Source organism: Rhizobium glycinendophyticum, from assembly GCF_006443685.1.
Lineage (GTDB): Bacteria > Pseudomonadota > Alphaproteobacteria > Rhizobiales > Rhizobiaceae > Allorhizobium > Allorhizobium glycinendophyticum.
In genome coordinates this window covers 1,988,541-2,010,390 of the sequence record NZ_VFYP01000001.1, presented here as the reverse complement: position 1 = coordinate 2,010,390, position 21,850 = coordinate 1,988,541, and the positions used below count along the sequence as shown (strand labels likewise).

The following is a 21,850-nucleotide window of genomic DNA, read 5'->3' as shown; positions in this document are numbered from 1 at the left end:
AGGTTACTGGCGTCTCGCGACACGATCCTCGCCGGGCGAAGTATCGGCAACCGCCTCCTCGACCAAAGCCTGCATCGCAGCCGCCGGCTCAGCCGATTTGTAGTCGGGCGTCACCAGACCCGCCGAGATCAACAGCTTCACCCCCTCTTCCGGCGTCATGTCGAGCAGCATCAGCTTGCTGCGCGGCACGAACATCAGAAATCCGGCTGTCGGGACCGGTGTCGGGGCCAGGAAGACGGCGACCATTTCCTCGCCGTTCTGATTGAGCTTTACGGCAATCTCACCCTTGGCATCCGAAGAGATGAACACCAGCGCCCAGGTGCCAGCGCGCGGAAACTCGATCAGGCCGACCTTCTTGAAGGAGGTGCCCTGCTCCTTCAAAACCGTTTCGAAGATCTGCTTGGTGCTTTTGTAGACCGTGCGGACGAGCGGCATCCGGTTCAGAATGTTTTCGCTGTAACCAACAATCGAGCGGCCGATCAGGTTGCGGCCGAGGAAACCTACGAGTGTGATGAACAGAAGGGCGATCAGCAGCCCCGTGCCGGGGACAGCGAATTTCAGATAGGATTCCGGGTTGTAGCGATCCGGAATATACGGCTTAACCCAGCTATCGGCCCAGTGGATGAAGGTCCAGGTCAGATAGATGGTAATCGCCATCGGCGCGCAGATGATCAATCCGGTCAGGAAATTGTTCCTGAGGCGGGTGGCCACCGAGATCCTATCCTTGATGTCGCTCATGAGACCGTCATTGTGCAATGCGGGAATGCGTCGATGTGCGCGACCATGCCCGAGCCGGCGAGGTCACGCAATAGCTAGATCTGGGATGGCAGATCACGGACAGCGGGAACGCCCGCAGCCCGTGGGCTCTCGGTTTCGGTGGTCACTCGACTGTGACCGACTTCGCCAGATTGCGCGGCTGATCGACGTCGGTGCCCATGAAGACGGCAGTGTGATAGGCGAGCAGCTGGATCGGGATCGAATAAACCATTGGCGAAACGATCTCGGCCACAACAGGCAACACGATCGTCGCCATGGTCTCGAGCTTGGAGGCGGCAGCCCCCTTCTCGTCGGTGATGAAGATGATCTTGCCACCGCGGGCTGCCACCTCTTGCATGTTCGACACGGTCTTCTCGAAAAAGCGATCAAAGGGCGCAATGACGATCACCGGCATGTTCTCGTCGATGAGCGCGATAGGGCCGTGCTTCAGCTCCCCCGCGGCATAGCCTTCCGCATGGATATAGGAGATTTCCTTGAGCTTCAGCGCGCCTTCCATGGCGAGCGGATAACTCGTGCCGCGGCCGAGATAAAGAACATCCTTGTATTTCGAAAGATCGCGCGACAGAGCCTCGATCTGCGGCTGCACGGCGTTCAGCACCTGGCTCATGATGCGCGGCATCTCGGACAGGCTCTTGACCAGCTGCTTTTCTTCCGTCTCGGTCAACGTCCCACGCGCCCTGCCTGCTGCAATGGCGAGAGAGGCGAGCACGGCGAGCTGGCAGGTGAAGGCCTTGGTCGAGGCGACGCCAATCTCAGGTCCTGCAAGAATCGGGAAGACGGCATTCGATTCCCGGGCGATGGTCGATTCCTTGACATTGACCACGGCGCCGATCTTCAGGCCGTTGTCGCGGCAGTAGCGCAGCGAGGCAAGCGTATCGGCTGTCTCCCCCGACTGGGAGATGAACAGGGCAGCCTGATCAGGACGTAGCGGCATTTCGCGGTAGCGGAATTCGGAGGCCACGTCGATTACCACCGGCAGGCGGGCATACCGTTCGAACCAGTATTTGCCGACGAGGCCCGCGAGATAGGCCGTCCCACAGGCGGAGATGGCAAGGCCACTCAGAGATGCGAAATCTATGCCGCCGTCGGAGGGACGGACAATGTGTTCGGCGAGATCGACGTAATGCGACAGCGCGTGGGAGATGACCTCCGGCTGCTCGTAGATCTCCTTTTCCATGAAATGGCGATGATTGCCCTTGTCGATCATGTAGGCGGAAGCCGAGGATATCTGCACGGGCCGGTCCACGGGGTTGCCGTCCAGGTCGAAGATATGGGCACCCTGCTTGCCGATGATGGCCCAATCGCCGTCATGCAGATAGACAATGCGGTTGGTGAAGGGCGACAGCGCGATCGCGTCAGAGCCCAAGAACATCTCGCCGTCGCCATAGCCGATCGCGAGTGGCGGGCCGGACCGGGCCGCCATGATGGTCGAGGGATCGTCGTTGAAGATCACGGCCAGTGCATAGGCGCCGGTGACATGCTTGAGCATCTTGTGCATGGCCTCGCGGCGGCCAAGGCCATCGCGGCGGTACTTGGCCAGCAATTGCGCCACGACTTCAGTGTCGGTCTGGGTCGAGAACACCGCACCCAAGGACAGCAGCTCTTCCTTGATTTCGGAAAAGTTCTCGATGATGCCGTTGTGGACGACCGCCACCCCATCGACGAAATGCGGGTGGGCATTTGTCTCGTTGGGAACACCGTGGGTCGCCCAACGGGTATGGGCGATCCCGATATTGCCGGGGAGCGGATCAGCGGCAAGCTTCGTCTCGAGATTGAACAGCTTGCCCTCGGCGCGACGCCGGTCGAGCGTGTTGTCGTGGATCGTGGCGACGCCGGCGGAATCATAGCCGCGATATTCGAGCCGCTTCAAGGCGTCGACCAGACGCTCCGCCACAGGCTTGTTACCGACGATGCCGACGATGCCGCACATGAAATTCTCCGTTCCGTAATCAATACGGGTTTTTCCTAGCGGTTTTGCCGCAATAGGCAATTGAGCGAGAGGTCAAATTGCATTTCGTCTCGTAATGCAACGCAGCATAACAAGTGGTGAAGGGTCTGTTGACGCTGTTACTGGGAGACCTTCTTGGCAGCCTTGATCGCAAGGTTGCGTTCGCGGATCACGGCGGCGCGTCCCGGCTTCATCTCCTGGCGTGCGCGACCGAAGGCGAGCGCATCAGCGGCTACGTCCTCGGTGATGACGCTACCGGAGGCGATCAGGGCACCGTCCCCGATGGAGACAGGAGCAACCAGCGACGAATTGGAACCAATGAAGGCTCCTGCCCCGATATGGGTCTCGTGCTTGTTCACGCCATCATAATTGCAAGTGATCGTGCCGGCGCCGATATTGGTTTCTGCACCGACCGTCGCATCGCCGATATACGTCAGGTGGTTAACCTTGGCTCCACGACCGATCTCGGCCTTCTTCACCTCGCAGAAATTGCCGACCTTGGAGCCTTCAGCCAGATTGGCACCCGGGCGCAGACGGGCAAAGGGTCCGACTGTCGCGCCGGCGGCGACATGGGCACCTTCCAGGTGCGAAAAAGCGTGGATCACCGCACCACCCTCGACGATAACACCAGGGCCGAAGACGACGTTGGGCTCGATCAGTGCGTCCTGACCGATGACCGTGTCGTGGCTCAGGAAAACCGTTTCCGGCGCGATCATCGTGACGCCGGAGACCATCAGTTCGTGGCGGCGACGCTCCTGCCAGATGCGCTCCAAGACGGCGAGTTCAGCGCGATTGTTACAGCCGGTGAGTTCGGACTCCGGAGCATCGACCGCGACCACCTTGCCACCGGCCGCACGAGCGATCTCGACGACATCGGTGAGGTAGTACTCACCCTTGGCATTGGCATTGCCAATCTGCTGAAGGTAGTCGAGCACCTTCTCACCATTGATTGCCATCAGGCCGCTGTTGCACCAGGTCACAGCCCTTTCGGCGTCAGTTGCGTCCTTTTCCTCGCGGATCGCAACAAGTTCGCCGTTCTCCACCAGCAGACGACCGTAACCGGCCGGATTTGCCGTATGGAAACCGATCACCACGACATCCGCGCCGGAGGCCAAGGCTTCGCGCGCTGCCTTCAACGGTGCGGGTGTGATCAGCGGGACGTCGCCGTAAGCCACCAGAATTTCGTCATAGCCGCGGGAGATTGCTTCACGTGCCGACAGCACTGCGTGGCCCGTGCCCAGTCGCTCGGTCTGCAGGACACTTTCCACTGCCATTCCGGGGAGCGCGCCTGCTGCTGCGACCTTTTCAGCATCCCGTCCGAGCACCAAGACCACATCGGACACGCCGGATGCGCCGATCGAGGCCATGACATGGGCAATCATCGGCCGTCCAGCGACCGGGTGCAGCACCTTGGACACCGACGACTTCATACGGGTGCTGTCGCCCGCAGCGAGAACAACGGCGAGACATCTACGGCTCATGGCTTACTCCGGCATGTTGAACGGCGCCAATTCAGTAGCGTCCGTACCGAATGCCCGCAAGCCGAAAGAGCGGCATCACCCCCGCGAAGGCGGCGGTTCGAGGGCGGCGATCGCGCTGCGGCGGCCGAGCTGAATCAGGTGTCGCATGGCGTCCCTCGCAGCCTTGCCGTCCTGGCGTTCGATCGCCTCGACTACCGCCAGATGAGACTGGGTGATGCCATTGCCCGACTGGCGGACATATTGGCTGTGCGCGAGGGTGAAGGCGCCGTCGAGCGAGGTCTTGATGAAACCGACCATGCTCTCCATGAAGGGATTGGCTCCCACGAGAGACAGAAGGACATGAAATTTCAGGTCCGCTTCGACCTGCTCGCGGAAGGTCAGGTCAGGCGCACCCAGCGCCATGGCATAGCCGCGGAGTTGTTCACAATCGTCCGGAGACGCACGGTCGGCAGCGAATGCTGCCGCCGCAGGCTCGAGGACGAGGCGAAGATCATAGAGATGGTTGAGAAACTCGGCCGTGACGCCTGCGCGAAAATGCCAGCGCAAGACACATTCATCGAGCAGGTTCCAGTTGCATTTGTCGGTCACCCTCGTGCCGACACGCGATTTCGCCACCACCAGTCCCTTGGCTGCCAAGGTTTTCATGGCTTCTCGCAAAACCGAGCGAGAGACATCGAATTGTTTTTCCAGCTCGATATCACCCGGCAGCGTTTCGCCGACTGCCAGTTTGCCGGCAACAATCGCCAGACCCAGTTGCTCAACGACCTTCGAGTGGCTCGTCTTGAGCGGCAAGACGGCCATCAGATCCCGCACTTCGTCCTTCCGCATGCCCACTTGTCTCCAACGCGTGTCGTGCGGTTTGTTATACGAAGGTCAGAGGATGGTGAAGAGTTTCGTATGCGTAATTTATGGTTTTTGAAACAGAGAAATGAAAGGGCGCCGAGGCGCCCCTTCAACTTGATTCGTAAACTCTGAGCTTACTGCGGCAGCTTGTCGTCGACGCCTTCAATATAGAAGTTCATGCCAAGGATGGTGCCATCGTCGGAGGTTTCGCCTTCCTTGAGCCAGGGCGTGCCGTCCTGCTTGTTGATCGGGCCGCTGAAGGGCTTCAACTCGCCCGACTTGATCTTGGCTTCGGTGTCCATGGCCATTGCCTTAACGTCATCCGGCATGTTGGTGTAGGGCGCCATGGTGAGAATGCCGTCCTTCAGGCCGTCGAAGGTCTGCTGCGAGGTCCATGTGCCGTCGAGGATAGCCTGGGTGCGCTTGATGTAATAGGCACCCCAGGTGTCGACGATCGAGCTCAGCTGTGCGGTCGGGCCGGCAGAGATCATGTCGGAAGCCTGGCCGAAGGCCTTGATCCCGCGCTCTTCGGCAACCTGCATCGGCGCGGTCGTGTCGGTGTGCTGGGTCAGAACGTCGACGCCCTGGTCGATCAGAGCCTTGGCAGCGTCGGCTTCCTTGCCGGGGTCGAACCAGGTGTTGACCCAGATGACCTTGAGCTTGAATTCCGGATTAACCGTGCGGGCGCCATGCAGGAAGGCGTTGATACCAGCAACGACTTCCGGGATCGGGAAGGAGGCGATGTAACCGGCGACGCCGTTCTTCGACATCTTGCCAGCGATCTGGCCGTTGATGAATCGGCCTTCATAGAAGCGCGAATTGTAGGTCGCGACATTCGGCAGCGTCTTGTAGCCGGTGGCGTGCTCGAACTTCACGTCCGGGAACTTTTCGGCGACCTTCAGGGTCGCATCCATGAAGCCGAAGGAGGTCGTGAAGACGACGGCGCAACCCGAACGGGCCATGCGCTCGATCGCGCGCTCGGCATCCGGGCCTTCCGGAACGTTTTCGAGGTAAGGCGTTTCGATCTTGTCGCCGAAATGCTCCTGCAGGGTCGTGCGACCGAGTTCGTGGGCCTGCGTCCAGCCGCCGTCGGTCTTCGAGCCGACATAGACGAAGCAGATCTTGGTCTTGTCCTGTGCTGCGGCGGGCGCCGCAACGCCCACGATGGCGGCTGCGGATGCAGCGAGCGCGAAGAGGAAGTTCTTCATGGTGTACCCCTGTCTGGTTGGATTGAACTTTGTGTTTCTTATCGGTCCGGCACGAACGGCTTGCCAAGGGAGGCCGGCGTGTTGATCAGTGTCGTGCGGCGATTATGGGAAATTATGATCAGCACGACAATGGTGGCCGCATAGGGCAGTGCCGACATAAATTGCGAGGGAAGGCCGATGCCGAGCGCCTGGGCGTGGAGCTGGCCGATGGTGACCGCACCGAAGAGATAGCCACCTGCGAGTACACGCCAAGGCCGCCAGGCGGCGAAGACGACGAGAGCCAGCGCGATCCAGCCGCGGCCGGCGGACATGTTCTCCACCCATTGCGGCGTGTAGACCAGCGACAGCTGAGCGCCGGCCAGGCCTGCACAGGCACCGCCGAACATGACGGCAAGATAGCGCGTGCGAATGACCGGCAGGCCGAGTGTATGGGCGGAGCCATGGCTGTCGCCGATGGCGCGGAGCTTCAAACCGGTGCGGCTGTTGAACAGGAACCAGTTGACGCCGATGACGAGGGCGATCGACAGGTAGAAGAAAATGTCCTGGCGGAAGAGAATGGTGCCGAGCACCGGGATGTCCGACAGCAGCGGAATGGCGATGGGCTGCATCTTGATGCCCGGCTGACCGACGACGCTTTCGCCGACCATGCCCGAAACACCGAGGCCGAGAATGGTGAGCGCCAGACCTGTAGCAACCTGATTGGCGACCAGCGTGAGTGTGAGGAAGCCGAAGAGCAGCGAGAAGGCCGCACCAGCGACGATGCCGGCGAGGACGCCGACATAGGGCGAACCCGTCGTCTTCGTTGCGATGAAGGCGCAGACGGCGCCGACGATCATCATGCCCTCGACACCGAGATTGAGCACGCCCGCACGCTCGGTCACCAGTTCACCGATCGCAGCGATGACAAGTGGCGTGGAGGCGGTGATGACTGTCAGCAAAATGGCTTCGAAGATCATGACGCGGCCTTCGTCGGTGCAGAGCGGACGCGATCGAAAACGATGCGCACCTTGTAGAGAATGAGCGTGTCGCAGGAGAGCACGAAGAACAGCAGCAGGCCCTGGAAGACGCGGGTCACCTTGTCGGATACGCCGATCGACAACTGTGCACCTTCGCCGCCGAGATAGGTCAGTGCCAGGACGAAGCCGGAGGCGATGATCCCGAGGGGATTGAGGCGACCGAGGAAGGCGACGATGATCGCAGTGAAACCATAGCCGGGCGAGATCGCCGGCTGCAGGTGACCGATCGATCCTGAGACTTCGGCAATGCCGGCAAGACCGGCAAGCGCGCCGGAGAACATCATCGAGAACCAGACCATCTTGCGGCCCGAGAACCCCGCGAAGCGCCCTGCCCGTTCCGACTGGCCGAGCACGTTCACTTGAAAACCCTTCAGCGTGTAGCGCATCATGAACCAGACGGCGATGGCGGCGAGGATGGCAAAAACGATGCCGTAATGGGCGCGGCCGGAGGCCAGCACTTCCGGCAGAACGGCTTCTGTCACGAAGGAGCGCGACTGCGGAAAATTGTACCCGGCCGGATCCTTCCAGATGCCGCGGGTGAGCCAGTCGAGGAAGAGCTGGGCAATATAGACCAGCATCAGGCTGGTGAGGATTTCGTTGGTGTTGAAGCGGGTCTTCAGCAGGGCCGGAATGGCGGCATAGGCGGCGCCACCGATCGCGCCCATCACCATCATGATGGGCAGCAGCAACGGCGAGTGCCAGTCATAGAAGATGATCGGTACGATCGAGCCGACGATCGCGCCGACGGTGAACTGGCCTTCGGCGCCGATATTCCAGTTGTTCGAGCGATAACAGACCGAGAGACCGACTCCGATCAGGATCAGCGGCGCTGCCTTGATCGCCAGTTCATGCAAAGACCACACCTCGAGCAATGGCTCGATGAAGAAGCTGTAGAGAGCCGAAACCGGGTCCTTGCCCAAAAGCGCGAACATGATGCCACCGAACAGCACGGTCAGCGCCAGAGCGAGCAGCGGCGATACGAATGCGAAAACGGCTGACTGGCGCGCGCGCCGCTCGAGTTCAATGCGCATGGGCGCTCTCCGCTACAGTCGACGGGGCAGTGTCTTGACCATGCACGCCGCCCATCAGGATGCCGATGCGCTCGCGCGTCATGGTGGCCGCCGGATAGGCGTCAGACAAACGCCCTTCGGAGATGGCTGCAATGCTGGTTGCCACTTCGAATATCTCGTCGAGATCCTGGCTGATGACGATGACGGCCGAACCGCTCTTTGCCAGATCGACCAGCGCCTGACGGATCCGGCTTGCGGCGCCGGCATCGACGCCCCAGGTCGGCTGGTTAACGACGAGCACGGACGGCTGACGGTCGAGTTCGCGCCCGACGATGAACTTTTGGAGATTGCCGCCGGACAGAGAGCCCGCGGCGGGGTCTTCACCGCTCTTGCGTACGTCCATCATTTCAGAAATGCGGCGAGCGGCCTGCTGCACGCGGCTGTGACGGATAAGGCCGAGCTTGCCGCCGGACAAATAGGCGGAGCGGTCGGAGGCGTTTCGCGACAAGAAGAGATTTTCCGACAGGCTCATGGCGGGCACGGCGGCATGGCCGTGGCGTTCTTCGGGGACAAATCCCGCACCGAGTAGACGCCGCTCGTTGATGCCAAGCCGGCCCACAGACCGGCCGCGTAGACGGATGGCATCCGCGTCACGCACCGGATATTCTCCCGACAAGGCGTCGAACAGTTCACTTTGGCCATTGCCGGCGACACCGGCGATCGCCAGAACTTCGCCTGCGCGAACAGTCATCGAGACATTCTTCAGCGGCATAGCGAATGGTGTGCGCGGAGTGACCGAGAGACCCGTCACCTGCAGCTGGATTTCTCCATCCGCCGGCGGCTCGACCTTCTCAACGCCAGCGACTTCAGCGCCGACCATCATCCGAGCAAGCGATGCGGGCGTTTGCTGGCGCGGATCGCAGGCGCCGGTGACCCTGCCGTGACGGAGCACTGTCGCCCGGTCACAGATGCGCTGCACCTCTTCGAGGCGGTGGCTGATATAGAGGACGGAACGACCTTCGGCTTTGAGCTTGAAGAGCGTTTCGAAAAGCTTGTCCGCTTCCTGCGGGGTGAGCACCGACGTCGGCTCGTCAAGGATGATCAACTTCGGGTTTTGCAAGAGGGCCCGCACGATCTCAATCCGCTGCCGTTCGCCGACAGAGAGATCGGCGACATGGGCGTCGGGGTCGAGCGGCAGGCCATAGGCGACGGAGAGTTCCGCGGCCTTTTTTGACAGGTCGGCAATCGAGATCTTCTCGTCGAGCGACAGCGCGATATTCTCGGCGACCGTCAACGCTTCGAACAATGAAAAATGCTGGAAGACCATGCCGATGCCCAGACGACGGGCAGCGGCTGGATTGGGGATGGCTGTTTCACCTCCGAGCCAGGAGATCTCACCCGCCGAGGGCGCGAGGATGCCGAAGAGCATCTTCACCAGCGTGGACTTGCCGGCACCGTTTTCTCCAAGCAGCGCGTGGATTTCGCCGTGACCGATCGTAAGATCAATGCCGTCGCAGGCCTTGAAACTGCCGAACAACTTCGTCAGGCCGGTTACGGACAAGAGCGGTTCTTGCCCTTCGGGCATTTGATGCGACACAGGTCCCCTCGCTTTCGCAGGCTTCCGGCCAAGTCTTGTTGCCTGGTCCGTCGCTCAATTCATAACCGGTTTGCGGCAACGCACAATATATAGGCAGAGGTTTTTTTTCGTTTTCAGCAAGCTTATGCAGCGGCGCCTTAGCGGGCGCGCCCAAGTTGCGGGAAAAGCTGGAGGACGCCGCCGATAACATAAAGATAAGCGCCCGTGACGATCGTGCCTGCGACAACCCAGGTCGGCGTCTGGAAATGCAGGAGGAGGGCATAGCCGGCAAAGGCACACCAGAGCAAGAAGACCGTGAGATTGAGCGTCCGCAGCCGCTTGACCCGCACGGGATGCAGGAAGTGGATCGGCAGGAAAGTGAGGAAAACGGAAAGCAGCACAACGATGAGAGCCGTCGTGGCGCTCGCATCAATGACGAAGAGGGTGAAGATCACCATGTTCCAGACGACCGGAAAGCCGGAGAAGAAGTACTCGGCTGTCTTCATGCCCATGTCGGCGTAATAGATTGCGCTCGACACGACGATCAGGCCGGCAGCAACAAAGGACCAGGGCTCCCCGATCATGCCACTCTGATAGAGCGCGAAGGCCGGCAGAAGGACATAGGTGACATAGTCGATGATGTTGTCGAGCGTATCGCCCGACCAGTTGGGCAGGACTTCCTTGACGCGCACCTTGCGGGCGATCGGGCCGTCGATTCCGTCAACGAGCAGCGCCAAACCCAGCCACCAGAACATGTCGACGAAGCGGCGCTCACCCGCAGCAACGACGCCGAGAAAGGCGAGAAAGGAGCCAGAGGCCGTCAGCATATGCACCGAGAAGGCCCGGATTTCGGCATAAGGCACGCGCTTGTAGTTGAAGATCTTCATGCCGGCTCCACGTCCACCGTCCTTTGGCGACCCCCGGTATCGACCGAATTGGCATCATTTGCAACCACGCTTGGCGGCTATGCCCGAATTTCGGCCAAGAGACCGGCGATCCGACTGCGCCATTTCGGCCCATGGATTTCAGCGGAGGGTCGGCATACATAGAGACCAGCACAAGACGGGAATGAAACAGATGCAGCAGAGATTCGAGATCGTCGTCGTGGGCGCGGGACCGGCCGGCCAGATCGCCGCCATCGCCATGGCGCGTGGCGGTCGACGGGTCGCGCTGGTCGGACCACAGCCGGACGGGTCTGACCGCCGAACGACCGCGTTGATGCATCAGTCGCTTGATATGATGGAACGTCTGGGCCTCTGGGACGATTTGAAGCCGCAAGCAGCGGCCCTCCAGACCATGCAGATCATCGATGGCACGAAGCGGCTGCTTCGGGCACCGACCGTTGCGTTCCGAAGCGCCGAGATCGACCTGCCTGCTTTCGGATACAACATCCCGAATGCCGCGCTGCTTTCGACGCTTGCCCAGGCTGTCGGGCGGGAGCCGTTGATCTCTCGATTCGACGAGACAGCCAAATCCATCATCATCGACAACCGGGAGGTCCGGATTGTTCTATCGGCAGATGCGGAAATCACAGCCGATTTCGTCATCGGTGCAGATGGACGGCGGTCGGCGACCCGGGAGAGTGCCGGCGTCGGCGTCAAGACCTGGTCCTACCCGCAGACGGCGGTGGTCCTTAATTTCGGCCATAGCCTGCCGCATCAAAACATATCGACGGAGTTCCATACCGAGTCCGGGCCGTTTACCCAGGTCCCCCTGCCCGGCCAGCGCTCCAGCCTCGTTTGGGTGGTGACGCCGAAAGAGGCGGACCGGTTGCTGGCACTCGAGAGGGACGACCTTTCTGGCGAGGTCGAGGCCCGCATGCAGTCGATGCTCGGAAAGGTGACGGTCGAGGACGGCGTACAGGCCTGGCCGCTGTCCGGAATGACGGCTCTCCACTATGGCCGGGGTCGTGCAGCCTTCATCGGTGAAGCCGGCCATGCGTTTCCGCCGATCGGCGCCCAGGGTTTGAACCTCAGCCTCCGGGACATTGCCGCGCTTGAAGACCTGCTTATCGACAGGCAGTCCGCTCCGATCGCGGCAGCCGTCGGGGACCGGTTCCATGCGCGGCGGCGCCTCGACATTGCGAGCCGCACTGCCAGTGTCGATCTTTTGAACCGTTCACTGCTGTCGTCGCTGCTGCCGGTTCACATGCTGCGCGCCGCTAGCTTGCAGGTCCTGGCAACCGTTGCGCCCTTGCGCAATCTTGTGATGCAGGAGGGTGTGGCGCCAGGCCGAGGCCTCAAGAGCCTGCCGACGATGTTACGGGAAAAGATCCGGCGGTAACATTCCGCCCTTGATCGCGAATAGCAGCGCCGAGACAGAAAAGACGGAAATGACTGTGGTGATCAGGATGGTGGCGGACGCCCTCTCCTGCCAGACACCATATTGCTGGCCGATGACGAAGACATTGGTGGCAGTGGGCAGGGCCGCAAGCAGGATGGCGGTCTGGACCCAGAGCGGATCAAAATTCCCGACGGCGCTCAAAACCAGGTAGACCAGGATCGGGTGGAGGAGGAGCTTGATCGGCACGATGTAGCCGATCTCGGCCGGGATCCGCTTCAGCGGTCGCAATGCGAGCGTGACGCCCATGGCAAAGAGCGCACACGGGGCCGCAGCCTGGGCGAGATAATCGATCAGCCGCTGTAGGGCGAGCGGTGGCTCGAAGGCGAAGGCCGCCGCGAGGAAACCGATCAACGTCGCGATGATGAAGGGATGCGTCAGGATCTTGCGGGCAACGTCCAGAGCCATTTGCGCCGGTGGTCTCTCGTCGCCGCCAGCAAAGGCCATCAGCGCCGGGGCCGCGATGAAATGGGCGGCATTTTCAAAGCAGAAGACGAGCGCGACGGGGACGGCGGCCTTTTCGCCGAAGGCGAGAAGAGCAAGGCCCGGGCCCATATACCCGATATTACCATAGGCGCCGGCGAGCGCCTGCACGGTCGATTCGGCGATGTTGTTACCTCTGATATAGCGGCCGATGACAAAGACCAGGACAAAGATCGTGTAGGTCGCCGCGAGGCAGGCGGCGATGAAGTCGATGCGGGTGAGCTGTTCGATCGGGGTTCGCGAGACGAGCTTGAAGAACAGAGCCGGCAGGGTGACATAGATGACGAAGAAGTTCAGCCAGCCGAGCGCCTGGGCGGAGTGGTCGCCGAGCCGGCCCGAGACATAGCCGATGAGGATTAGGCCAAAAAACGGCAATACCAGCGCGACGATGTCCGCCATCGGCTCTCTCCTCTCGAGCGCCCCCGCGCGCCCCGTCCGGCTTATCCGATTTGCGACAGGATTGGGAAGGTCTGCTGGAACCAGATCGCCATATCTGAGACATAACCGAAGATGAAAGCCAGCCCGGTCACGACCAGCAGACCGCCCATGAGCTTTTCAACCAGGCCGAGATGACGCCTGAAACGCACCAGAAAGCGCATGAAGGCTCCGGAAAAGCCGGCAGCGATCCAGAAGGGTACGGCGAGACCCAGCGAGTAGACAGCGAGCAGGAGCGCGCCGTCGCCAACGGTATCCTTCGACGCTGCAACCCCGAGGATGGCGCCGAGGACCGGCCCGATACAGGGCGTCCAGCCGAAGGCGAAGGCAAGGCCCATGACATAGGCGCCGGAGAGGGTCGCCGGCTTGCCGCCACCATTGAAGCGATATTCCGAGGATAGAAGCCCGAGCCGGAACACGCCGAGGAAGTTCAGACCCATGATGATAATGATGACGCCGCCGATTTTCGACAGAAGATCCATGTGCTGGCGCAACAGACCGCCGATGGTGGAGGCGCCGGCACCGAGCGCCACGAAGACCGTCGCGAATCCCAGGGTGAACACGAGCGAGGTCAGAAATACGGTTCGGCGAGCGGCGGCGTTTTCGGCCTCTGCACCGCTTCGGAACTGGTCCACCGAGATTCCAGCCATGTAGCAGAGGTAAGGCGGCACCAACGGCAGGACACAGGGCGACAGGAAGGAGAGGGCCCCGGCAAAAAGGGCGCTCAAGAAGGATATTTCGGCAATGGACACCAAATGCTCCTGCGGCTCGGATCGGGCCCTACGTAATCCCGCGACCCCTGGCTTGCCAATCACCTTTGTGTAGCCTGTGACAATTACGCAGATTTTTGCCCGGGAGGGTGCATTTTTCCGGTTGACCCGGTGTGGTCACCTGCCTATGTTCCGCGCACTTCTGAAGGCGGCGCCAAGCCGCTTGGGAGAGCGTAGCTCAGCCGGTAGAGCAACTGACTTTTAATCAGTAGGTCCAGGGTTCGAATCCCTGCGCTCTCACCACCGAACTCTCAACGATTTCAATGGTGAACCATCGCAAGAAGCCGTGAAAGATTTGCAGCGTTACGGCTTTTTTCGCCTTGCTGACCCTTTTGCAGCACACGGAACATGCCATCGCCGGGTTCGGCGTGTCGCGCCGTTATCGACGCGACTGGTGAACCCCGGTGGTTACCATTGGGCTGACGTGGTGCGATCCCGACGAATTTCCTGCAATTGAACCTGACGCGCATTTCAGCCCGTCCCTAGTTCTCAATTCCTGGGAACCTCCCCTGCCCGCACTCGTTGAAAATGATTAACGGAGGAAGCAGACATGGGAATCGAAAACGCAGAGACCAAAGTCGGCGAGGATGCCGCAGAAGGTCTTCAAAAGAGCGCAGAAGCGGACGAGCGCAAAACGGAGGCCTCGATGGGGCGTGACCTAGCGAAGGGCGCCGACCGGTTTGAGGAGCGTTCTAAGAGCTCTGACGGCAAGAGTGCCGGCGCAAAACAGGAAGAAAGCGACAATTAGGGTAGGAGCGCCTCGAACGGCGATTGGGAAAGTGCTAGCCCCACTTGTCCTTAGTGGTGCTTGATGCTGCAGCGCACATCACAAGAACGCGACCGCCATGACACGCTGTTGCCAAGGACGGGCTGCGCCGGTAAGACCCGCGGATGCGGACACAATATTTGCGGATCATCGCCTGGGTTTTGCTCGGCCTATGCATTGCAGCCACGGTTGTGCCGATTGGGTTTCGACCGCATATGGCGATGCCTGCCGATGCTGATCGAGCGCTCGCCTTTACAGTTCTGGGTATGGCCTTTGGTCTCGCTCATCCGCGTCGATGGCTGACCATTTGTCTCTTTCTCGTGCTGGCGGCCTTTTCGATTGAGTCGCTGCAGTTTTTCTCGCCCAGCCGGCATCCGGCCTTGCCTGACGCCATCATCAAGGCGCTCGGCGCAGTTTTTGGAGTGGTCTTGGCCCATGGTGTGCTGCGGCTTCTGCGCTTGCGTCATCAAGCCTGACGGTAAACTTTTGATGACGCGCGGCACGCTCCCTGAGCCTTTACCCGGCTATCGCGATAACCTTACCAATCTTTCACTGGGGAGTTGAGGCCAAAGCGGTTATGGCTGCGGGACCGGGGATTACAAAGGCTTGACCCGGATCAATTGCGGGGCAAGGCCGTTCAGCCATTGTCCCACCGACATCATTTCAGCGAGGCCGGCGTGACCACCGACAGCAACAAGAGCGATCCTCAAACCTCCCCCGACACCGACGCACTGCGCGGTCTGCTCGCCCAGACCGGCAAGCGCAAATCGAGTTGGGGAATGCGGCTCTTGATCCTCGCCTTTCTCCTCGGTGCGGGTTACGGCGGTTATCTTCTGACGAGCAAGTCGGTCACGTATAGCTACAGCACGGCCGCTGTAAAAGCCGGCGACCTTACGGTCCTTGTCACAGCGACCGGGTCCGTGGAGCCGACGGTGCAGGTGGACGTGTCGAGCGAACAATCGGGCACCGTGCGCGATGTGCTGGCGGATTATAACAGCGTGGTGAAGAAAGGTGACGTGCTGGCGCGGCTCGACACCGAGAAGCTCAACGCCGAACTGAAGAGCAAGGAGGCGGCCCTTGCTGCAGCTCACGCCAATGTCGCCAAGGCCAAGGCTGACGAATTGTCGGCGCAGGCGACCGTCAATCGGTTGACGACACTGGTCGGCAGCCGTGTCTCCACGCAGCAGGATCTTGATTCGGCGGTTTTCAGTTATCAGGCGGCCCAGGCAACTCGCGCGAGCGCCGAGGCCAATGTGACGGCGGCGGAGGCGGATCTCGAACAGGCGAAACTGTCGCTGCGCAAGGCGACGATCGTATCTCCCATCGATGGCATCGTCCTGTCTCGTGATGTCGACAGCGGGGCGACGGTAGCCGCCTCGCTGGAAGCCCCGACCCTGTTTACGCTGGCTGGCGACCTTCGCCAGATGGAGTTGCAGGTGTCCATCGACGAGGCCGATGTGGGTCAGATTGCCGTCGGGCAAGACGCAAGCTTCACGGTCGACTCCTTCCCCGACAAGCGTTTTCCCGCCAAGATTACCGACGTGCGCTATGCGTCGGAGACCGTCAACGACGTGGTGACCTACAAGGGCATCCTGTCGGTGCGCAACGACGACCTGCTGCTGCGCCAAGGCATGACGGCGACGGCCGACATCGTGGTGCGATCGATCAAGAATGCCCTTCTGGTGCCAAACGCGGCGCTGCGCTTCACGCCGCCACAAATGACCGCTGCAACCGAAAAGTCGCAAGGCGGTGGCGGCATCTTCAGCCTGTTTCGCCCGCCTCGCGAGAAGCCCATCAGCGCGCCCGAGCCAAGCGGCAGCGAGCGGACGATATGGGTATTGCGCAATGGCGAGCCGGTTGCCGTCAATGTGGAGGTCGGTGCCAGTGACGGGCAGAACACGGTGCTCGAGCGCGGCGAGTTGAAGGAGGGTGATCTGGTGATCACTGATTCCGTCACGCAAACCAGCTGAGGCGGCTCATGACCCCTGCCCCACTCCTCGAATTTCGGCGGATCTCGCGCACCTATGGCCAGGGCGAAGCGACAATCCATGCGCTAAAACAGATCGATCTGCAGATTGAAGCGCAGGAGTTCGTCGCCATCATGGGGCCGTCCGGCTCGGGCAAGTCCACCGCGATGAACATCCTCGGTTGCCTCGATGTGCCGAGTTCCGGGCACTATCTGTTTCAAGGGATCGATACGACCGGCTTTGATCGGGCGCAGTATACGCTCCTCAGGCGGCATATGCTGGGCTTTGTCTTTCAGGGCTTCAACCTGCTGGCGCGGACCTCTGCGGTCGAAAATGTCGAGCTGCCCCTGATCTATCGTGGCATGGACAGCCGAGAACGGCGCCAGCGAGCGATGCGGGCCCTCGGGCAGGTGGGGCTCAGCGGGCGCGAGAACCATACGTCGCAGGAACTCTCCGGAGGGCAGCAGCAGCGTGTGGCCATAGCGCGCGCCATCGTGACCAGTCCGGCCGTGCTTCTCGCCGACGAACCGACCGGCAATCTCGATACAAAAACCAGCCGCGAGATCATGGACCTGATCACCTCGCTCAACCGCGACCTGGGGATTACCGTCATCATGGTCACGCACGAGGACGACATTGCAGCTTACGCCAAGCGAAACCTGCGTTTTGTCGACGGGCAGATCCAGTCGGACAGTCTGAACGCGGCATTATCCGACGGTAGCGCGGCGACTGCGGAAGGGACTGCCGATGTTCACTGAGACCATCAAGCTTGCGCTTCGTGCCATCAGCCGCAATCTCTTGCGTTCCTTCCTCACCGTTCTCGGCGTCGTCATCGGTGTCGCTGCCGTCATTGCCATGGTCACGATCGGCAATGGGACGACGGCGCAGGTGTCCGCCGAAATCTCGAAACTCGGCACAAATCTTCTCTTCGTACGTCCTGGACAGTTCGGTCCCGGCCGCGCCTCGACCGATGCGAAGAAGTTCACCATCCGCGACGTCGAGGCAATCCGGGACCAGATCGGCGGATTGAGGGCCGTGGCTGCGGTCAACCAGTCGACACAAACCGTTATCTTCGGCGGGCAGAGCCGGTCGACCACGATCATCGGCAGCGGGGCCGACTATCTTGTGGCACAGGACTGGACACTGGCCAGCGGCCGCACATTTCTGACCTCTGAGGAACGCGGCGGACAGGCTGTCTGCCTGATCGGGGAAACCGTTCGGGCCAAGCTCTTCGGCTCGACGCCGGCGCTGGAACAGTCAATCCGCGTCGGGACCGTCGCCTGCCAGATTGTCGGGGTTCTGGGCAAGAAGGGACAGAGCGGCATGGGCAACGATCAGGATGATGTCGTGATGATGCCTCTCAAGGTGTTCCAGCGGCGCATCGGCGGCTCGACGGATGTCTCCAGTATCATGCTCTCGGCCAAAGATGGCGTCTCGACTTCGAAGGTGCAGTCGGATGTCGAGCGCTTGCTGCGCGAAAGGCGCAAGATCGCGTCGGGCCGCGAGGACGATTTCTCGGTGAACGACATGACGCAGATGGCGGCGACGCTCACCGGCACGACGACGCTGATGACCGGGCTGTTGAGCGCCGTCGCAGCCGTGTCGCTGCTGGTCGGCGGCATCGGGATCATGAACATCATGCTGGTATCGGTGACCGAGCGGACGCGCGAGATCGGCATCAGGCTTGCGATTGGCGCCGTCGAAAGCCAGGTGCTGATGCAGTTCCTTGTCGAGGCGGTGACCCTGTCGGTTTTCGGGGGAATCGTCGGCATCGCACTGGGGCTTGCCATTGCCTATGGCACAGTCACCCTGCTCGGCGTGCCCTTCGCGGCCAGCCCCTCGATCATCCTGCTGGCCTTCGCCTTTTCCGCCGCAATCGGCATGATCTTCGGCTATTTCCCGGCAAGGCGCGCTGCGCAACTGAACCCGATCGATGCGCTCAGGCACGAATAAGCGCGCGCGCTTCTGACGAAACTCCAGAAACGCAAACGCCCGGTTCAACACCGGGCGTTCTCAACTTTCAAGATTTACTGCAGCTTACCCGACGAACGCCCGCTCGATGACGAATTCCGCTGGCTTGTTGTTGGCGCCTTCGGTGAGGCCGGCCTTTTCCAGGAGTTCCTTGGTGTCCTTCAGCATCGCGGTCGAGCCGCAGATCATGCCGCGGTCGACTGCCGGATCAAGCGGGGGAACGCCGAGATCAGTGAAGAGCTTGCCGTTCTCGATCAGGTCGGTGATGCGGCCCTTGAAGGGATAATCCTCGCGCGTCACCGTCGCATAATGCTTCAGCTTGTCCCCCACCAGTTCGGCGAGAAACTCGTGGTTCTTGATCTCGTCGACCAGATCGAAGCCGTATTTCAGTTCGGCGACGTCGCGGCAGGTATGGGTGAGGATGACCTCCTCGAACTTCTCATAGGTTTCCGGGTCGCGGATCAGGCTCGCAAACGGCGCGATGCCGGTGCCGGTCGAGAACATGTAGAGGCGCTTGCCCGGGGTCAGCGCATCAAGCACCAGCGTGCCGGTCGGCTTCTTGCGCATCAGCACCTTGTCACCCGGCTGGATTCGCTGCAGGTGCTGGGTGAGCGGCCCATCCGGAACCTTGATCGAGAAGAATTCGAGCTCCTCGTCCCAGGAGGGGCTGGCGATCGAATAGGCGCGGTAGATCGGCTTGCCCTCGACCATGAGGCCGATCATGGCGAACTCCCCCGAGCGAAAGCGGAAGCCGGCCGGACGGGTCATGCGGAAGCGAAACAGGCGGTCGGTATAATGCGTCACGCTCAGCACCGTCTCGGCAAACACGCCTTCGGGCACGATCAGTTCGGCATTGTCGGTCTTTACGGGAGCATTCATAGGCTGTCGGTCCTATCGTTTGGCGATCGGGATCAGCCTATAATCCAGACTTTCCCATTCCACAATTCAGCCGGCCTGCAGATTCTGCAGCCGATATATCCATCAAATCGAAAGCGGCAACATTGACCAGGGTCAAATGCCGCCTCCAGTGTGTCGATTTACACTCTCAGGCGCCTGTCGAGCCGATGCGACGCCAGCTGAACCCGCCAGTGGTCCCGGACGCCCTGGCCGTCGGTTGATAACGCTGGGCCACGCCCGTCAGACAGCTTTCAGCGAGGCGGCGCTGGGCGACCGCATTCGAGACCGAAAAACTATCGAAGCCAGTCCGGAGCATAAGCGGCACCTGGTCGATCAAAACGTCACCAACGGCGCGGATCTCGCCTTTGTATCCGAGGCGCTCCCTGAGCAACGTCGCGTGGCTGAAGCCGCGGCCATCGTTGAAAGCCGGGAAGGCAACGGCAATCAGATCAATGCGCGCCAGATGAGGCTCAAGTTTGCGGACGTCGTCGGCCGGAGCGATCAGAACGCCGAGGCCAACGTCGTTCGTTTCCGCCACCGCGTTGAGGAAGGCGTCAAGTCCGAGCACGGGCTTCTGCCCCTCGGCTGCCTTCACCTCTTCGGTCTCGATGACCCAGCTATCGCCTTCGACGAAGCCGGTTTCTTTCCAGATCTTGGTCATGTTGTCTCTCGATCCTCAGGCGGCTTGGACGGCGTTGCCGTAGAGCGCGTCCTTGAACGGCTTGGGACCGACGCGACGATAGGCTTCCAGGAAGGTTTCTTTCGGATCGAGCCGCAGGCCGAGATAAGTGTCGACGATCGTCTCCACCGCATCAGTGACCTTTTCCGGCTCGAAGCCGCGGCCGATGATTTCGCCGATCGACGAATTCTCGTCACCGGAACCACCAAGCGTGATCTGGTAGAGTTCGGCACCTTTCTTCTCGACCCCCAGCAGGCCGATATGCCCGACATGGTGATGGCCGCAGGCATTGATGCAGCCGGAGATCTTGATCTTCAACTCGCCGATCTCTTCCTGACGGGCCTGCGATCCGAAACGCTCGGAGATCGCCTGCGCAACAGGGATCGAGCGGGCATTGGCCAGAGCGCAGTAGTCGAGCCCGGGACATGCGATCATGTCGGTGATCAGGTTGGAGTTGGCCGTAGCAAGCCCCGCCTTCTCTAAAGACTGGTATAGGGTGTAGAGATCACCCATGGCCACATGCGGCAGAATGAGGTTCTGCTCGTGGCTCACGCGGATTTCGTCAAAGGCAAAGCGTTCGGCGAGGTCGGCGACAAGATCCATCTGGGCGTCCGTTGCGTCGCCCGGCGTGCCGCCGATCGGCTTCAACGAGATCGTCACCATGCCGTAATCCGGATGCCGGTGCGGCTTGACGTTCTGGTTGACCCAGGTCGAAAATGCCGGATCGGCTTTCTTGGCGCGGGCGACCGCTTCCCAGCCATCGGCGCGGTCAGGGAGCGCCGGCGGGGCAAAGTAGTTTGCGATCGCCCGAATGTCGGTTTCCGGCAGCTTCAACTCGCTATCACGGATCTGATCGAACTCCGCTTCGAACTGCCGCGTCAGTTCCTCGACGCCGGTCTCGTGCACGAGGATCTTGATTCTGGCCTTGTACTTGTTGTCGCGACGACCGTGCAGATTGTACACGCGCACAATCGCCGTGATGTAGGTCAAGAGGTCGGCCTCCGGCAGGAAGTCGCGCACCTTTTTGGCAATCAGCGGCGTGCGGCCCTGACCACCGCCGACATAAACGGCAAAGCCGAGCTCGCCCGCTTCGTTCTTCTTCAGATGCAGGCCGATGTCATGCACCTGGATCGCGGCGCGGTCACTCGGCGCGCCGGTGACAGCGATCTTGAACTTGCGCGGCAGAAACGAAAACTCGGGATGCAGCGACGACCACTGGCGCAGGATCTCGGCATAGGGTCGCGGATCAGCCACCTCATCGGCAGCGGCGCCCGCGAAATGGTCTGCGGTGACATTGCGGATGCAGTTGCCGGATGTCTGAATGGCGTGCATCTCGACGCTTGCCAGATCTTTCAGAATATCCGGCGTGTCGGAGAGCTTCGGCCAGTTGTACTGGATGTTCTGGCGCGTGGTGAAATGGCCGTAACCCCGGTCATACTTGCGCGCGACGTGGGCCAGCATGCGCATCTGCTTGGAATTCAGGGTGCCATATGGGATCGCGACGCGCAGCATATAGGCGTGCAGCTGCAGATAGACACCGTTCATCAGGCGCAGCGGCTTGAAGGCGTCCTCCGCCAGTTCGCCGGAGAGGCGGCGGGCGACCTGGTCGCGGAACTGTTCTACGCGCGCCGATACGAAGGCGTGGTCGAATTCGTCATAACGATACATCTGTTACCTCAAGCC

20 protein-coding genes and 1 tRNA gene are annotated in these 21,850 nt (G+C 61.0%); 7 read left to right on the top strand and 14 right to left on the bottom strand.

Annotation, left to right across the window (positions count from 1 at the left end; genetic code table 11):
- Positions 1-3: 3 nt before the first annotated feature.
- The 9 genes from FJQ55_RS09880 to pcsA form a co-directional block, all read right to left on the bottom strand.
- The gene (locus tag FJQ55_RS09880; RefSeq protein WP_246085062.1) at positions 4-738 is read right to left on the bottom strand and encodes a DUF502 domain-containing protein; all 735 of its coding nucleotides are present in this window, start codon (positions 736-738) and stop codon (positions 4-6) included.
- Between the two features lie 142 nt (positions 739-880).
- The gene (gene glmS / locus FJQ55_RS09875) at positions 881-2,707 is read right to left on the bottom strand and encodes a glutamine--fructose-6-phosphate transaminase (isomerizing) (RefSeq protein WP_140827569.1); all 1,827 of its coding nucleotides are present in this window, start codon (positions 2,705-2,707) and stop codon (positions 881-883) included.
- A 137-nt stretch (positions 2,708-2,844) separates the two neighbouring features.
- Positions 2,845-4,206 (bottom strand): bifunctional UDP-N-acetylglucosamine diphosphorylase/glucosamine-1-phosphate N-acetyltransferase GlmU, encoded by a 1,362-nt coding sequence (gene glmU / locus FJQ55_RS09870; RefSeq protein ID WP_140827568.1) that lies wholly within the window; start codon positions 4,204-4,206, stop codon positions 2,845-2,847.
- 75 nt (positions 4,207-4,281) lie between these two features.
- Positions 4,282-5,034 (bottom strand): FadR/GntR family transcriptional regulator, encoded by a 753-nt coding sequence (locus FJQ55_RS09865; protein WP_140827567.1) that lies wholly within the window; start codon positions 5,032-5,034, stop codon positions 4,282-4,284.
- Between the two features lie 149 nt (positions 5,035-5,183).
- Positions 5,184-6,257 (bottom strand): BMP family ABC transporter substrate-binding protein, encoded by a 1,074-nt coding sequence (locus tag FJQ55_RS09860; protein ID WP_140827565.1) that lies wholly within the window; start codon positions 6,255-6,257, stop codon positions 5,184-5,186.
- 38 nt (positions 6,258-6,295) lie between these two features.
- Positions 6,296-7,213 (bottom strand): ABC transporter permease, encoded by a 918-nt coding sequence (locus FJQ55_RS09855; RefSeq protein ID WP_140827564.1) that lies wholly within the window; start codon positions 7,211-7,213, stop codon positions 6,296-6,298.
- Positions 7,210-8,304 carry an ABC transporter permease gene (locus tag FJQ55_RS09850; RefSeq protein ID WP_140827562.1) on the bottom strand — a complete coding sequence of 365 codons (1,095 nt, stop codon included), beginning with the start codon at positions 8,302-8,304 and terminating at the stop codon, positions 7,210-7,212. The genes FJQ55_RS09855 and FJQ55_RS09850 overlap by 4 nt, the downstream gene beginning before the upstream one ends.
- Positions 8,294-9,868, bottom strand: coding sequence for an ABC transporter ATP-binding protein (locus FJQ55_RS09845; protein WP_140827561.1), 1,575 nt, complete (start codon positions 9,866-9,868; stop codon positions 8,294-8,296). The genes FJQ55_RS09850 and FJQ55_RS09845 overlap by 11 nt, the downstream gene beginning before the upstream one ends.
- A gap of 149 nt (positions 9,869-10,017) precedes the next feature.
- The gene (gene pcsA, locus FJQ55_RS09840; protein WP_140827559.1) at positions 10,018-10,746 is read right to left on the bottom strand and encodes a phosphatidylcholine synthase; all 729 of its coding nucleotides are present in this window, start codon (positions 10,744-10,746) and stop codon (positions 10,018-10,020) included.
- 190 nt (positions 10,747-10,936) lie between these two features.
- Here pcsA and FJQ55_RS09835 point away from each other — a divergent pair, with 190 nt between their 5' ends.
- Positions 10,937-12,142 carry a UbiH/UbiF family hydroxylase gene (locus FJQ55_RS09835; RefSeq protein WP_140827558.1) on the top strand — a complete coding sequence of 402 codons (1,206 nt, stop codon included), beginning with the start codon at positions 10,937-10,939 and terminating at the stop codon, positions 12,140-12,142.
- On the opposite strand, the gene FJQ55_RS09830 is transcribed toward FJQ55_RS09835, so the two are convergent.
- Both FJQ55_RS09830 and FJQ55_RS09825 read right to left on the bottom strand, forming a co-directional pair.
- Positions 12,119-13,081: an AEC family transporter gene (locus tag FJQ55_RS09830; RefSeq protein WP_140827557.1), complete on the bottom strand. Its 963-nt coding sequence runs from the start codon at positions 13,079-13,081 to the stop codon at positions 12,119-12,121. The genes FJQ55_RS09835 and FJQ55_RS09830 overlap by 24 nt on opposite strands.
- Positions 13,082-13,122: 41 nt before the next feature.
- Positions 13,123-13,869, bottom strand: a complete 747-nt coding sequence (locus FJQ55_RS09825; protein WP_140827555.1) for a cytochrome c biogenesis CcdA family protein — start codon at positions 13,867-13,869, stop codon at positions 13,123-13,125.
- A gap of 185 nt (positions 13,870-14,054) precedes the next feature.
- Between FJQ55_RS09825 and FJQ55_RS09820 the strand changes: the two genes are divergently transcribed.
- From FJQ55_RS09820 to FJQ55_RS09795, 6 genes are all read left to right on the top strand, one after another.
- Positions 14,055-14,130, top strand: a tRNA-Lys gene (locus FJQ55_RS09820).
- 307 nt (positions 14,131-14,437) lie between these two features.
- On the top strand, positions 14,438-14,635 hold the full coding sequence (locus tag FJQ55_RS09815; protein ID WP_140827554.1) for a hypothetical protein: 198 nt from the start codon (positions 14,438-14,440) through the stop codon (positions 14,633-14,635).
- 158 nt (positions 14,636-14,793) lie between these two features.
- A complete protein-coding gene (locus FJQ55_RS09810) occupies positions 14,794-15,129 on the top strand; it encodes a VanZ family protein (protein WP_161596972.1) in 336 nt (111 codons plus the stop codon).
- Between the two features lie 201 nt (positions 15,130-15,330).
- A complete protein-coding gene (locus tag FJQ55_RS09805) occupies positions 15,331-16,623 on the top strand; it encodes an efflux RND transporter periplasmic adaptor subunit (protein WP_246085061.1) in 1,293 nt (430 codons plus the stop codon).
- 8 nt (positions 16,624-16,631) lie between these two features.
- Positions 16,632-17,378 (top strand): ABC transporter ATP-binding protein, encoded by a 747-nt coding sequence (locus FJQ55_RS09800; protein ID WP_140827551.1) that lies wholly within the window; start codon positions 16,632-16,634, stop codon positions 17,376-17,378.
- Positions 17,368-18,573: an ABC transporter permease gene (locus tag FJQ55_RS09795; RefSeq protein WP_140827549.1), complete on the top strand. Its 1,206-nt coding sequence runs from the start codon at positions 17,368-17,370 to the stop codon at positions 18,571-18,573. Before FJQ55_RS09800 ends, FJQ55_RS09795 begins: the two co-directional genes overlap by 11 nt.
- 84 nt (positions 18,574-18,657) lie before the next feature.
- Here FJQ55_RS09795 and FJQ55_RS09790 read toward each other — a convergent pair whose 3' ends face one another.
- The 3 genes from FJQ55_RS09790 to FJQ55_RS09780 form a co-directional block, all read right to left on the bottom strand.
- Positions 18,658-19,470 carry a ferredoxin--NADP reductase gene (locus FJQ55_RS09790; protein ID WP_140827547.1) on the bottom strand — a complete coding sequence of 271 codons (813 nt, stop codon included), beginning with the start codon at positions 19,468-19,470 and terminating at the stop codon, positions 18,658-18,660.
- A gap of 166 nt (positions 19,471-19,636) precedes the next feature.
- Entirely contained in the window at positions 19,637-20,149 is a 513-nt protein-coding gene (locus FJQ55_RS09785; protein WP_140827546.1) for a DUF934 domain-containing protein, read from the bottom strand.
- Between the two features lie 15 nt (positions 20,150-20,164).
- Positions 20,165-21,835, bottom strand: coding sequence for a nitrite/sulfite reductase (locus tag FJQ55_RS09780; protein WP_140827544.1), 1,671 nt, complete (start codon positions 21,833-21,835; stop codon positions 20,165-20,167).
- Positions 21,836-21,850: the final 15 nt, after the last annotated feature.